The 14,263-nt window shown below is 34.6% G+C and carries 16 protein-coding genes and 1 pseudogene; 7 read left to right on the top strand and 10 right to left on the bottom strand.

Annotation, left to right across the window (positions count from 1 at the left end; all coding sequences use genetic code 11):
* Positions 1–142: 142 nt before the first annotated feature.
* Both ABFY81_RS17400 and ABFY81_RS17395 read left to right on the top strand, forming a co-directional pair.
* The gene (locus tag ABFY81_RS17400; protein WP_347914268.1) at positions 143–670 is read left to right on the top strand and encodes a hypothetical protein; all 528 of its coding nucleotides are present in this window, start codon (positions 143–145) and stop codon (positions 668–670) included.
* An 80-nt stretch (positions 671–750) separates the two neighbouring features.
* Positions 751–1,230, top strand: coding sequence for a hypothetical protein (locus tag ABFY81_RS17395; RefSeq protein WP_347914267.1), 480 nt, complete (start codon positions 751–753; stop codon positions 1,228–1,230).
* 168 nt (positions 1,231–1,398) lie between these two features.
* Here the strand turns inward: ABFY81_RS17395 and ABFY81_RS17390 are convergent.
* From ABFY81_RS17390 to ABFY81_RS17380, 3 genes and pseudogenes are all read right to left on the bottom strand, one after another.
* A pseudogene (locus tag ABFY81_RS17390) lies at positions 1,399–1,735 on the bottom strand (hypothetical protein).
* A 732-nt stretch (positions 1,736–2,467) separates the two neighbouring features.
* Positions 2,468–2,806 (bottom strand): hypothetical protein, encoded by a 339-nt coding sequence (locus ABFY81_RS17385; protein ID WP_191001454.1) that lies wholly within the window; start codon positions 2,804–2,806, stop codon positions 2,468–2,470.
* 501 nt (positions 2,807–3,307) lie between these two features.
* Positions 3,308–3,628: a hypothetical protein gene (locus ABFY81_RS17380; protein ID WP_151761280.1), complete on the bottom strand. Its 321-nt coding sequence runs from the start codon at positions 3,626–3,628 to the stop codon at positions 3,308–3,310.
* Between the two features lie 150 nt (positions 3,629–3,778).
* Here ABFY81_RS17380 and ABFY81_RS17375 point away from each other — a divergent pair, with 150 nt between their 5' ends.
* From ABFY81_RS17375 to ABFY81_RS17355, 5 genes are all read left to right on the top strand, one after another.
* Positions 3,779–4,459: a heavy metal response regulator transcription factor gene (locus ABFY81_RS17375; RefSeq protein WP_134261766.1), complete on the top strand. Its 681-nt coding sequence runs from the start codon at positions 3,779–3,781 to the stop codon at positions 4,457–4,459.
* The gene (locus tag ABFY81_RS17370; protein WP_347914266.1) at positions 4,452–5,828 is read left to right on the top strand and encodes a heavy metal sensor histidine kinase; all 1,377 of its coding nucleotides are present in this window, start codon (positions 4,452–4,454) and stop codon (positions 5,826–5,828) included. Before ABFY81_RS17375 ends, ABFY81_RS17370 begins: the two co-directional genes overlap by 8 nt.
* A gap of 243 nt (positions 5,829–6,071) precedes the next feature.
* Positions 6,072–6,443, top strand: a complete 372-nt coding sequence (locus ABFY81_RS17365; RefSeq protein WP_134261768.1) for a copper resistance CopC family protein — start codon at positions 6,072–6,074, stop codon at positions 6,441–6,443.
* A gap of 72 nt (positions 6,444–6,515) precedes the next feature.
* A complete protein-coding gene (locus ABFY81_RS17360) occupies positions 6,516–7,397 on the top strand; it encodes a CopD family protein (protein ID WP_200002337.1) in 882 nt (293 codons plus the stop codon).
* A 306-nt stretch (positions 7,398–7,703) separates the two neighbouring features.
* Positions 7,704–8,189 carry an Lrp/AsnC family transcriptional regulator gene (locus ABFY81_RS17355; protein ID WP_347914265.1) on the top strand — a complete coding sequence of 162 codons (486 nt, stop codon included), beginning with the start codon at positions 7,704–7,706 and terminating at the stop codon, positions 8,187–8,189.
* Between the two features lie 28 nt (positions 8,190–8,217).
* Here ABFY81_RS17355 and ABFY81_RS17350 read toward each other — a convergent pair whose 3' ends face one another.
* The 7 genes from ABFY81_RS17350 to ABFY81_RS17320 form a co-directional block, all read right to left on the bottom strand.
* The gene (locus ABFY81_RS17350; protein WP_039254073.1) at positions 8,218–8,775 is read right to left on the bottom strand and encodes a chorismate mutase; all 558 of its coding nucleotides are present in this window, start codon (positions 8,773–8,775) and stop codon (positions 8,218–8,220) included.
* Positions 8,776–8,853: 78 nt separating this feature from the next.
* Positions 8,854–9,537 carry an SDR family NAD(P)-dependent oxidoreductase gene (locus tag ABFY81_RS17345; protein ID WP_347914264.1) on the bottom strand — a complete coding sequence of 228 codons (684 nt, stop codon included), beginning with the start codon at positions 9,535–9,537 and terminating at the stop codon, positions 8,854–8,856.
* 9 nt (positions 9,538–9,546) lie between these two features.
* The gene (locus ABFY81_RS17340) at positions 9,547–10,308 is read right to left on the bottom strand and encodes an SDR family NAD(P)-dependent oxidoreductase (protein WP_347914263.1); all 762 of its coding nucleotides are present in this window, start codon (positions 10,306–10,308) and stop codon (positions 9,547–9,549) included.
* Positions 10,309–10,315: 7 nt separating this feature from the next.
* Positions 10,316–11,002: a glutathione S-transferase family protein gene (locus tag ABFY81_RS17335; protein ID WP_347914262.1), complete on the bottom strand. Its 687-nt coding sequence runs from the start codon at positions 11,000–11,002 to the stop codon at positions 10,316–10,318.
* A 245-nt stretch (positions 11,003–11,247) separates the two neighbouring features.
* Positions 11,248–12,120, bottom strand: coding sequence for a DUF4882 family protein (locus ABFY81_RS17330; RefSeq protein WP_347914261.1), 873 nt, complete (start codon positions 12,118–12,120; stop codon positions 11,248–11,250).
* 163 nt (positions 12,121–12,283) lie between these two features.
* Entirely contained in the window at positions 12,284–13,303 is a 1,020-nt protein-coding gene (locus ABFY81_RS17325) for a spore coat U domain-containing protein (RefSeq protein ID WP_347914260.1), read from the bottom strand.
* Positions 13,294–14,263 (bottom strand): fimbria/pilus outer membrane usher protein (locus ABFY81_RS17320; protein ID WP_347914259.1); only part of this gene is annotated, 970 nt, incomplete at its 5' end. The genes ABFY81_RS17325 and ABFY81_RS17320, both read right to left, overlap by 10 nt.

Below are 14,263 nucleotides of genomic sequence, written 5' to 3'. Positions count from 1 at the left end.
AGGATAATCGGAGAGATTTGGGGTGTCAATGTGATATTGGCTAGAAAATGGATAAATAATTTTTTGTTTTTCATTAGATTAGATTCGTTAATCTATTGAATAGAATATATTATATTTGCTTAACGCACATTAACTTATAAATATGAATACGATCTCAGCTACTCTTTTACGTGAACACCCAATTGAGGGATGCATTAAAGATGCAAATGGCAATTTAAAACCATTTCCTATTCTCGCAATTGATAATGTTCCATTAAATATATGGATGCATCAAAATGCGCGCGTTATTGACGACATGAATGATTTAGTTCCAGCGCAAGGTTGGTTATATGATTATGATAGTGAGTTAGCATTAAGTAATGCATGGAAACTTCTTAAACCACAAGCTTATGAAAATGTATCTATTTCAACAGTGGTTCCAATCTTAATTTGCCCTGATGATTTAGATCTAGTGTGCAATGTGGTTATGGTTGAACAAATTGTTTCAGCAGATCAAGTCGTATGGGCTCGTTTTGGTTACGCATTTAACCATATTCATGATGTGGTGACATCCGTAGTCTGGGAAACCTCGACTTCTGTTCCTCAATTAAGTTTTCCATTGAGCGAATTTGAAAAAGCATATAATGATTTAAAAGAATTAGACAAAAAATGGAGTGAAGGTTTTATCTAAGTTTTTTAAATATGACCACATATTGAAAGATGCTGCTCTTACCTTCTCTAAATATCATGTAATAAATTTAGGTTAAATAAATGTCTAATAGTTATAAATTTCAATTAAAAATGGAGCTAGATCTAAAATTAATTACACCTGAAGAGATTCTGAACTGGGCCGTGCATGCATTAGAAAATGATCCAACAAATGAGCTAGCTTTAGACATCTGTTTTTTATCAAACACTGAGCAAATATTACAATATTTCAGACTCACAGAAAAAAGTGAATTTAGTGAAACTTCGGTAGATGAAATAACAAGGAAAGTTTTAGAAAATTATATTTTTAAGCACTTAAATACTTGGAATTATAAAGACCAGATAGATTCTTTCTTTCAAAATACTCATTACCTGATTCATTATTTAGAAAATGCAGAACTAGGTTTGTTAATTCGATCATATGAGAGTCAACTAGATGTGGCATTTCTAGGTTACTCACAATTAGAGCCTGAAACATTATGGGAAAATTTTAAATTAGAGTTAAAAGAACACCTTTCATCTTCGACTAATTCCGACAATTAAAATATGATCATTAATAGATCCCCAATTAGCTATTTTTTATATTGAGTAGATTCTTAATAATTATTTTCTGATTTAATTGATAGTGATACACCGATAAAATGGAAATATATTTCATTATTCATTTTATCGGCTTAAATGCTAATTTAATAGTTTTATTCAAATTCCATCTTATTTTTTAACATAATTTGGAAAGTCTTTTAAAATTTCTTTGCATAATTGAGCTTTAGGGGTTTCATCCTCACGCTCTTCGAATTGACTAATACCAAATTTTAAAACCTCTTCAGCATACTCATTACCTAGCTCATGAATCGTACATTTTTTTGACATCTCGCATGAATTCTTTTGAATAATACCGATAATTACAGTCATATTGCGCGCGGCTTAAAAAACCGTGTAAAGCTACAACTTGCTCGCAGTATGTTGGTTCTTCCCCATTTTTAGGTTGCATTGCATAAACTGATGTTCCTAAGAAAACAGTAAAAACCATAATTAAAAAATTCCGCATTATTTCCCCAATGAAGTTATTAAAAAGTATTATTGATAATGTGATGCACGTATTAAATAATAATTATTGATAAAAATCTATTCATTATAAAAAATTTACAATTATTACTTGATGCTTATTAGGCTAAAAATTGATGTTTTAGACATATGAGTCAATTCAAGAAAATTTGATTAATAGCAATTGTTCTTAAACATACAGAAGATTATAAAAATATCTAACATGGAGTTAGACACTAGAAAAACAAACTTCATCAAATGAAAGAGCAAATATGATGAAAAAAATTTGCTCTGATACTATTTTAATTAGAAATATATATGCAGCTACATATTGACAGAAATCCCACTATTTTCTAAAATAATTATGAAGGTGACAGCGACCTATGCGGATCAGTGGATCGAGTTTTTCTTGTGAGACTCCCGTCGTTGGAATAGCTGTTACATTAAGCCCGTCTAATAGCGGGCTTTTTGTATTTTAAGATATATTTTTAATTCTGTAATACATAGCAACGAACATCTGTAATCAGGAAAGAAATGTTAAGTCTATTATTATAATTAAAATCAAAACTAAAATATGATCATCAATAGATCCCCAATTAGCTAATTTTTATATTGATTAGATTCTTAATAATTATTTTCTGATTTAACTGATAGTTATATGAAGTGATACACCGATAAAATGAATCATAAAATCCATTTTATCGGCTTGCCTACAGAGGTTTTTTAAGATTCCATTTTATTTTCTAATATAGTTTGGAAACTCTTTTAAAACCGTACTACATAATTGGCCTTTCATATCTTCACGTTTGCGTGCTTCAAATTGGTCCATACCTAATCTCATAACTTCTCTACCATACTTTTCACCTAGTTCATGTTTGGTACATTTGTCGGCTTCATGAACTAATTCTTGTGAAGTATAGTGATAATTACAATCAAGTTGAGCACGGCTTAAAAAACCATGTAGTTGTACTGCTCTCTCGCAAGTTGTTCGCTGTATATAAGTTTTAGGCTCTTGTTCGGCATAAGCTGATGTTCCTACCAATAAAGTGAAAACTGTTACTAAAAAATTACGCATTATTTCCCCGATAAAATTATTAAAAGTATAAGTGGCAATGTTGCGGGTGTATTAAATAATAATTGTTTATAAGTGTCTATTAATAATAAGAAAGTTAGATAAATACTCTTATCTTTTGAATATTTCATCACCTTATTAAAATTATGGAATTAAGTTTAATGAATAAGTGATATAAGTTTTTATAATTATCTTTATTAGTTCAATTAAATATTTATTCTAGTTAGCTAGGCATTCTATTAAGCTTAATAAAAGAGATTATAAAGCTATATAAGAATAGTTATAAAATAAAAATGAGAATTAACTTCATTAAATCAGTGCATTTAGTCTTTTGAAAGAGTATGCGATAGACATGCAAATAGATTTTTTAAATAAAATTAAGATATATGTGAAAGTTGTTTTTAAAGCAATTTTCGAAGCAAAAAATACGCATATTTAAATTTTTATAAGATCCGCAAAGAGCACTGTTTAGTCACCCTTACTGAAACAGTGCTCTTTACTCTTTTATTTATTCGACATGTTCATCATTTTAGAGTGATCCATATTCATCATCTGTGAATGGTCCATTTCACTCATTTTAGAATGATCCATTTGAGACATATCTGCCATATTGCCATGCTCATGCTGCGTATGGTCTTGCTGCATTTTTCCATCATTCTTCATACTACAAGGTTTTGTGCATTTTTCTTGTGCCTTCAAATTTGTCTTGATTTCCGCATCCACATCCACTGCTTGCTTAGCATCTCCTGCCCAAGACTGAGTTCCAGCGATTAAAGTGCCAACACACATAAGCGTTGTTAAACTACGACGAAATAGAGTTTTCATTTTTAGATCCAAAAATTAACTTTATCTAAATACCCTATAGGCTTCCAACGGACATCTAGGTGACCTGAAAATGACATTTTTGTAATCTACGCCGAATCATGTGTTTATAACGTTATTATATTCTCAATGAATGATATGAGATTTTTATAAATGAGAATCTTATTGGTTGAAGATGAAATAAAAACAGGTGATTACCTTAAACAAGGTTTATCTGAAGCTGGATATATTACCGATTGGGTAACTGATGGATTATCAGGTAAACATCAAGCGCTTGTAGAAGAATATGACTTGATTATTCTGGATGTGATGTTACCGAAGTTAGATGGTTGGAACATCATTAACGATATCCGAAAAAGCGGGAAAACCATGCCCATTCTTTTTCTTTCAGCACGTGATCAAATTGAAGACCGAGTGAAAGGTCTAGAATTAGGTGCCGATGACTATTTAGTAAAACCTTTTGCTTTCGCGGAGCTACTAGCCCGTGTAAAAAGCCTACTCCGTCGGGGCCAGCAAAAAGAAGACAGCAATATTATTAGCATTGCTGATCTTGAGCTTGATTTACGCAAGCGCCGCGTCACTCGAGCGGGTCAACGTATTGACTTAACAGCTAAAGAGTTTGCATTGATGGAATTATTCATGCGTAGACGTGGAGAAATCTTACCTCGTGCTCTTATTGCATCTCAAATATGGGATATGAATTTCGATAGTGATACCAATGTGGTCGAAGTCGCGATTAAACGCTTAAGAAATAAAATTGATAGTAATTTCAGTCCAAAGCTAATCCAGAACATACGTGGAATGGGTTATGTTTTAGAGGTTGAAGATGCCTAACAAACTGTTTAATGCGATCAGTTTTCGTATTGCAATTCTTTTTTCTTTTTCTACCATTATTATCTTAATGATTATGGGATTAGTGATTCATCAACTCGTCATGCACCACTTCGAAACGCAAGATAGAACTCAATTAGAAGGTAAAATTCAACTTGTAGAAAACTTACTTGAGCAAAATTATCGCAATTCATCTGAACTAAATTTATATTTAAAAGATGCCTTAGTAGGACATCATGATTTAATCGTACAGATTGAACGCCCCACGGGCCAAATTATTTTTAGCTCATCGCCTACCGTGATTAAAAGTAAAACACTAATCAAATCTAAACATGGACAGTGGCTTGAATGGAAAGTCCAAAATAAAATTTATCATGGCTTAGTTTATAAAAAATCTTTCGATCAAAATAGCGCTATTCCATCGGCTCAAATTATTGTAGGTATTGATACATCTGAACACATACATTTCTTGAATGATTTTAGACGTCAGCTTTTATCGATTGGTGTAATCGGTACAATTTGTTTAATGCTGTTAGGTTGGTTTGCTGCTTGGCGAGGCCTACGCCCAGTTCAAAATATGGCAAAGGTTGCAGAAGGTATTTCGGCTCAACATCTTTCTGAAAGATTAGATGTCAATAAAACACCAACTGAATTGAAATCGTTAGCTATTGCATTTAACGATATGTTAGACCGACTAGAAACAGCGGTAGGTAAACTCTCGGATTTTTCATCTGATCTTGCGCATGAAATTAGAACACCGATTAATAACTTGATGACTCAAACTCAGGTTTGTTTATCGCGTAGTCGAGATATCACCACCTATCAGGAAATTCTATTTTCAAATTTGGAAGAGTTTGAACGTTTAGCCCGAATGGTTTCCGATATGCTGTTTCTTGCCAAAGCAGAACATGGCTTACATATTGCAAACTTACAGGAAGTAAATCTATTTAAAGAAATCTCGGGATTATTTGATTTTTATGATGCGATTGCTACTGAAAAGGGAATGTCACTAGAACAAACAGGTCAAGGTTATGTTAAAGGTGATCCTTCAATGTTACGTCGTGCGTTTAGCAATCTTTTATCAAATGCAATCAAATATGGTAAATCAGATTCAGTCATCAAAATTAAATGCCAACAAAATAATGACCAAATTGAACTCACAATTGAAAATGAAAGTCCCCCCCTATCACAAGAACAACTCACTCGATTATTTGATCGTTTTTATCGTACAGATACATCAAGACAGCGAGTTGAGGAAGGTACAGGTTTAGGTCTAGCAATTGCCAAATCTATTCTTGATGTACATGGAGCGACCATACAAGCCAACTATGATGATGGACATATCATTTTTAAAATTATCTTTAAAAGTTAAGAGTATTTTTACTTTCAGATATTTCTTCAAATCATCTAATTAAACAAGATGACTAACTCTGAAAAAGTCTTTGTTCATAATAAATTATCAGTTTTTAAAATGACAAAAATGTAATTTTGAAGTCATCAACGTGATTCTTTTTATGCTGAATAATAGACGTATCAAAAGTGTGATTAATCAAGTACGTCCTTGATTTTAATTCGGTCACAATCCAGTCAAATATTAGTTCTAAGAGGATGAAAAATGAAGCTTGTTTATAATAAAATGACTGCTCTACGCAATGTTTTAGTAGGAGCAACTATGCTTGTTTCTGCGTCGAATGTATTTGCACATGTGAAACTTGAAAGCGCAATACCCGGTATTAATGCTTCTATAGTCAACCAGCCTAAAAATATAACACTCAACTTTGCTGGTGAAGTGATGTTAATGAACGTTAAGTTGCTTGATGCTCAACGTACAGATATCCCTTTAAATTACCAAGTAAGTCATGATTTAAAAAAATCATTTAAATTTGCTGTACCTCAACTTAAGAAAGGAAAATATACGGTAGCTTGGAGCACAATGGGTTCTGATGGTCACAACATGAGTGGCGAATATACTTTCACTATCAAATAAATCAAAAAATAAAAATTAAGAATCAGCATGCTATTAGCTCAATAGCATGCTGATAAAGTGAAGGAGCGAAATATGATTTCTGAAACTTGGATATATGCTACTTGGTTAATTAAGGTCTTTTTATATCTGGGTGTTTCATTTGTTATTGGGGGTACCTTTTGTTATTTATTGCTTGGTCACTATGAGGAACTGAAACGCATTATTATTAAATATATCGCGATTGGTACAAGTTTAGGGCTTGTCTCTAGTGTTTTAGGTTTCTTCATTCTTATAGGAAGTTTTGCTAATACGGGTCTAGCTGGTATGTGGAATAGTAACTATATCAACATACTCATAAATACCCCTATTGGGCATGCTCATATCATTCGATCACTTAGTTTTCTGCTTTTATTCATCTTTATGCTAGTAAAATTAAACAGTCGTACTTACCAAATTTCTAAAATTGAAGGAACAATTTTCGCTCTCTTACTCATCCCAATTATTTTAAGTTTCTCTCAATTAGGTCATATCACAAATTTATCCTTATTTGCTCAAGCTTTACTTTCAATACATGTATTTGCGATGTCTTTATGGATGGGCTCACTCTATCCCTTATGGAAAACAAGCAGAATAATAAATGGTTTACCGCTAAAAGAAAGTATGCACTTATTTGGAAGAATTGCAGGTGTTATTGTCGGAGTTTTACTTCTCTGTGGTGTAAGTATTGCCCTACTATTACTTAAAAATTTAAATATATTGCTTCATACCCCTTATGGGCATGGGTTCACTATAAAACTGCTCTTTGTACTATCTATTTTATTACTAGCAGCCTTTAATAAATGGTATTTCACCCCTCATTTACAGCATCCAAAATTTGCAAACCAGTTGGGCTATGCCATTTTATTTGAAATGGCATTGGGTTTAATCATAATCTTAACAACAGGTTACATCACAACTGTCGTTGGTATTGAATAAAAATAAATACAAATTTAGAGAGTGAGTGTCTAATAGTTTTGATAGCTTAATTAAATTAAGTAAACGTTCAATTTTGGTCAGAGTAATAGTTCTTATTAGATCCGCAAAGAGCACTGTTTAGTCACCCTTACTGAAACAGTGCTCTTTGCTCCATCACAACTCCTATCCAGTAGAGTCCGATGCATAGAAATAGTGTATGGCTGTCTCACTTAAAATGTTGACTGTATTTTCAGTTTTTTTAAATGATATCAGCATAAAAATCACGTATATTAAAAATTAACAGAAGAATCTTCTTTGGTTTATATTTTGAACAGCACAGAATACACACTAGATCGCATAGATCGGAAAATATTATCTGCCCTTCGTGGAAATGGCCGATTAACAGTTGCACACCTCGCCGAAGAAGTTGGGCTTTCATCCTCGCCCTGCTGGACTCGGCTCAAACGTTTAGAAACTCTAAAAATTATTGAAGGCTATACGGTAAACGTAAACCCAAAAGCCATTGGCATTCACGAGTTATTCTTTATTGAAATTACGCTAGAACGCCACGACGACGAAATGCTAGAAAACTTTAGTGAAGCTTTGGCAGATATTCCTGAAGTGGTCGAGGCGCATTTAGTTACGGGTGACTATGATTACTTGGTGAAAGTGGCCGTAAAAGATGCCGAACATTACGAACGCTTTTTACGTAAAAAGCTTTATTCGATTAAAGGTATCCGGCATACACGTTCAACCTTTGCTTTACGACCACTTAAATCTGCTAATACTGCCGACTTAATGTTGATTGAATAATTGACTTATATAAGCCACTTTAGGTGCTTCATTGTTTTAATTTGATTTTATTCAATGTTGCACATAAAGCCTTCTTATCGGCTTCTTTTAGCTGAGGGTGCTGAACTGGCCACATATAGCTACAGCCATGCGGTGCCTTGTTATTATTTTTCTTGAGTTCATAGGCAATATTTTTTAAAAGTTCGGTGTTTAAAGAACTAATTTTTAAACGCACTTCGCTTAAGTCCTGAGGCTTCCAGTTGGTTTCAGGGCTAGACAACCAATCTGCTCTATATCGGTACTGAATAGCTTTGGCTACATTCATTTGTGTCACTATAAACGGCTTTACCGTTTCGCTATTCAGTCCAAAAGACTCGGCCTCAGAAAGTGATTGGTCAAGTACTTTCTTTTCTTGAGCTAAATCTTCAATCGGTAAATGCTGCTCTGCTTTATAGCCTGCGACATCTTTCATATAAGATAAGCGCTCGTTAACTAAACGCGCGGTTTGATCATATTGATATGCTTGTGCCAATGAAGAAAAACACATCAAAGCTGCCACTGTAGTCGCTACTTTAACCGTTTGTTGAGCGTTCTTAATATTTAACATTTAAGTACCTATCGAAATTATTGTTGTGCTGTCATTCCAAAGCAGTACTCTATTTTAAGAACACTCGAAAGTAAAATCTCACGATATGCTAAGTTCTTGGCTCCATGCAGAGTCAGATTGGTAATAGATGTGCTGGCACACTTGTTTTACAGATGAAATAAAGTGCGGGTTTTGTCCATCCCATTTTTCTACCATGCAATACGTCACATGTATGCCTTTGGGCTGAAACTCTCTTGCCAATGATTGCGATAACGCACGAATACCCGCAAACATACTTTGGCTTAATACATCGTGGTGAGGTGAATTGTGAGATGGTGCTCCAAGAAAAATAACTGTACCTCTTTGCTGCTTTAGCATCGGTTTAAGCACTAATTGCGACACGCTCACTGCACTTAAACCTGTAGTCTGCCAACTGTGCTCAATTTCTTCTAAAGATAAAGATTCAATATTTGGCGCAGATGAAAAATTTGGCTGAAAGACACATAACTCAATGGTATGGCGATGCTCTGTTATATATTTCAGCAGACTTTTTAAATGCTTAGTATTTACCAAGTTTAAGCGAACACTTGTTATGCCATCATTTACAGAGCTAACTTGTATGTTCTGAACAATTGAATCATGTACGACTTGATAAACGTGTAATGGAGATTGGCTGTGTTTATCTAAAATTACAAAACTTTGATCAGCTAGTTCTATATCATGGCCTGCAACCACTACACAGCCCTGCTTTTTTTGAAACTTCTGAAATATTGTTTTTAGCATATAAGTCTCTCAAAATTTTTCTTGGTATGGGCGTAAATCTAACTCGTGTGTCCAGAGTTCAGGACTTTGTAGGTAAAGCATCCAATAGTTTTCTGCTATTGCATTAAGATTAAGCCCACCCGTCCCACGTGTAAGGCGTGCTAAACGGCCTAGACCAAATAAAGCTTTATTCACTCTATCCCCATCAACCATTCCATCAATAATGACATGCGCAATATGAATGCCTTGAGTTTTATATAGTTGAGCTAGATTTAATGCATAAGCTCGTAAAGCAGATTTGTCCATCGTAAAAGCAGCGAAAAAGGGTTTTCCACGTAATGAAGCACTCGCCCCAGTAAAAATAAGCGTACCGTGTTTTTGTTCTTTAAAAATTCTTAAACTGCTTTGAGAAACCAAATAAGCCGATAAAAATGTGGATTGCCACATTTGATTGAAAAATGAGAGTGGACTACGTAAAAAAATTGAGGGAATATTTCCTCCTACATTATGAATAACAGCAGTAATACGTTCGTTTTGACTAGTAATGGTGTCAAACAAGGCTTGTACTTGATGTATATCTTCAGCATCTAAACGAAATGCGGTAGCCTCACCGCCTTTTGTATGAATTTCGGCAGCGACTGCTTCAATTTTCTGGAAAGTTCGCCCAGCAACGTAAACTTTTAATCCTTCTTTTGCAAAACGATGACAAACGGCTGCACCAATCCCCTGTGAAGCTCCGACACCAATAATAACTGCACAATCTCGTGTTTTACTCGGTGGTTCTAATGACATAGTCGTTTCACCCTGTTTGTTTTTTATACCATAAAGCAATAAACGGACGATTCAAAATTTCTTTACTAAACTTTTTACTTGTTCGAACGACTTCACCAAGTTGAGCAACTACAGCAATGTCTGCAATCGTCTGGTGATCTCCAACCAACCATTCACTTTGTGATAACACCTGCTCAATACGGTCTAGATGTTTAATAAACTCTGCTTCAACATCTTCGGCTTTCATTCGGCCTAAACCCTGAAAGAAAAGCTGTGTTTTTAATTCGGCTAAAATAAAAGCTTTTACCATTGGCTTTTCATACGCTGGGCGCCCAATGCTACTAATACGGATGGCTTCCTCTAAAGCCTCCGAGTCATTTACCCTTAAATACACTTCATAAAAATAAAGAGACTCATCTGCCCAGTCTTCCCACAGTTCGGCAAGTGCCTTCTGATTTGGATCTTCGGGATAAAGTCGCGGTGTATCTGGATAGGCTTCATCTAAATAACGAGCAATACGCGTACTGTCTTGTATACGTTGTCCTTTATCATCAATAACGGGGACTTTACCCACTTTACTCAGCAAAGGAACTTTCGCTCCAAGAATGCCGTTATAGTTCACTGTATTAAATAGAATTCCCTTAAGTTTCAAAGCCCTTGCAACTTTTTGACAAAAAGGAGAAATTTCCCATTGGTGCAAAATAATATCCGACATTTATTCACCTTTATTTTTAATTGCCTGTTTTACTGACTAGTTCTATTTTGGAACTAACAAATAAATATACAGAATACCTTTTTAAGTCAAACCATTTTTGATGACGGTCAAGTTTCGAAAACTAAGAATTATTTGATTTTTATTATGATTAAAAAGAGCTTTGAGTATTTACGTTATCTTTTAATTTATAGACTTTTGCAAAGCTATGTACCACAAAAATAAGATACATAGCTTTGATATTTTTCTTATAAAGCAACACCACAAATATCTTTTGCCCCTGTTGGGTAAGTAAACTGCATTTTTGATTTATCTGTAATCAATTGAAGTCCTACCGTTTTCCCAGTTAAGGCAGAGTTGGCAAAATGGTTTTGATTAATTACCCCTGTGAAGCTCATATAGCTTAATTTATTTTCCATAGTAATATTGAGATAACCATAGTTAGTACCATTAACTATATAACCCACCTGTTTAGTATTTTGATTTACATAAATACCTACTCTAACTTTTCCATCAGCTGGAACTTCTACGGGATTAGTATTTCTAGCAGCACTTAAAGGTGCTAGATACCCAGTACCATCTGATTTATTAGTCACACCAAGCACATTAATCGAATCACCATTCATAACACCAGAATAATTATTACCTTTAGTAAAAGCTATATTTAAAGCTAACTCAATTTTGTTCTGTGAAGAACCCGTAATTAAAAAACCGTACTCGTACATTTGAGAGGCAGCCCCAAGATTGACCTGTAAGTTGCTAACATCAAAAATAAATTCCTGTACAAAGATATCTGAACTAGCAATAGGTTTATCTACTAAAATAACGTTATCGGGTGTTTTTGTATGATATTGAGTTTTAAATTGGGTATATTTTTTAGATGTTAAATATATGTCGACGTTTTTATCTGAGTAATAGCGTATAAGATCATAACCTGATTGGTTTGCATTATTTATATTAGAGACTTGCTCTATATAACGTTGCAACCCTGTAGGTGAATTCAATGATGCTTCTAAAGTTTTTAAATCTTGTACACTAGCATCAAAGTTATACGTACACTCAGCAAAAGAGTTATTCATACCCGAAACACCTACTATTGTTGCTAAAATTATCTTTTTCACGTCATTATCCTTTTTTATATTTGAACGTTTAGTATATATAAATACATAAATAATTTAACTAAATCCGATAAATGGCATACTTCTTACTTCCTAATAATTAAAAAAACTAAATCTTATAATTAATAAAGCACTATCTCTTTTAAAGAAATAGTGCCTGAAATAATTAATAAGTCACTGTAACAACAACATTATCGGAGTAAGCACCTGGCCTACTTGCAATGGTAGTACCCTGCGGAATTTTTCCATAAACGGTTGTAGTTTGAGCGTTACCTGATCCAGTGCCAGACACTCCACCTGCTCCACCAATACTAGCTACCCCACCTGTAGCATCCCACACCGAACTATAGTTAGAATCTTTATATAACTGATAGGGAATAAACTCATTATTACTATTGGCCATACGCCTGAACCCTCCGCTTATACGGTTATTGCCATCCCCTAAATAAATCGTATATGGGGTTCCAGAGTTACAGGTCGTATTTACAGCACCTTGAGTCGTGTAGTCACGTTTAGTAATACCAATATCATTAATATTGCCAAAATCGACAGTTGAAGTTGAGTTTAATTGGCAAAGCGTCGGCACTACAAAGTTTGCTGTCAAAGTTACATTTCCAGAACTCCAACTAATGACATCCCCTAAACATAACGCCGCTAGAATGTCCATATCCCAAAAGAGTTGAACCGTAGTTGTATAGGTTCCTTGAGGATATGCAATGAGCGATCCCGTTTGGGCGGGTACTTTCACATTTACCGAATAGCTAAGAACATTGTTTGAAGCGACAGTTACCACTGGACCATACCAAACATTGGAAGTTTGGTTAGTGGTAGAGGAACCGGCTCCACCTACAGTTGCAGTGACTGTATACGGTAAAGATACGCTATTATTCGCACTGGTTGTTCCTGTAAATACTGTCTTCATACACATAAATGGAGAGATCTGAATTATTCCTCCATTCGTGCAAGTAATTGTTCCCGAAAAGTTTACAGTTGCATCACTATTAATATTTGCTGCTGTGTAAATAAACGTATTATTTGTGGTTCCAGCTACCGTACAAGCAGCATGCGTTGGACTGAAAAATGCATAAACGAGATAAAATAAGCAAATACCTATAAAGTATTTTAAAGATAAGAAAATTTTTTTATAGCTCTCTATTTGAGCCTTATTCATAATATTTAATGACATATATAAGGTCCCAATTTCTTAGTTGAGTACTGATTACTGTTATAAGTGAAGTCAACTTGGCATGAACCATGATCAAGAAGATCTACTTCAAGTTTGTTTTGTTGTAATAGGTTGGGAACAAATACTTCACCGTCATAGCCCACTACAGCATCTTGTTGCCCATTAATTCGAACGCTATAACCCGGTAATAATGGTGAGTTGTTTTTATCAACCACTCTCACTAAACCTGAAATAACCTGATGAGCACCAAAGTCGACTAAAGTCCCTTGGCGATAGCCTACTACTGTTTTTTGATCTGTAGATTTAACATTCCAATTTAAAGGCAGATATGATGGATCCAAATAAATATGGTTCTCTCTATACGGCATAAGGCTTGGTATAAGAAACCTTCCAGACTTGTCCGTTGTTCCTAGATTTATCCCACCATTTAAAATTTGGCTTTGCGGTCCGGCATTGGTGACAACAGCATAACCATCTCCAATTTCATTGGCCGCAAATATACGGCCTGCTGCTGCAACTAAAGATCCTGTCGCTGAAAGTGCAACTTGGTCATTATCTCCAATTCTGTTATAGCGACCTGTCAAGTACGCAGCCCGTGCTCGATAAGAGCCATAGACCGATGCATTGTTAGCATATGCATCTTGATCCCGTTCAACATAACCACCCCATCCAAATGAACCAATTTGCGGTTCCGATAGAACAAATACTTCTTGCCGATAAGTCAATCTGCCACTATCACTAGATACGCTAGAAATTGCATTAACTCTGGTAGATGGTGTATAGCGAAGTGCAAAGTAAATGCCATAGTCCTTATGGTTTTCATAGTCTTTATAAGCTGAACTATAAAAGCCCCAGTTCTTGTTCAAACTTCCGCTTAAGTTGGCAGACAGTAACTTATACGAGTTATCACTGTATTTGATCTGGTTATAGCCGACATAAACACCATAACCTGTATAAAAG

Origin of the sequence: Acinetobacter sp. WA-87, assembly GCF_039938935.1 — a bacterium.
Taxonomy (GTDB): domain Bacteria; phylum Pseudomonadota; class Gammaproteobacteria; order Pseudomonadales; family Moraxellaceae; genus Acinetobacter; species Acinetobacter seifertii.
Note: the sequence above shows the minus strand (reverse complement) of the source record. Positions and strands in the feature narration are given on the sequence as shown.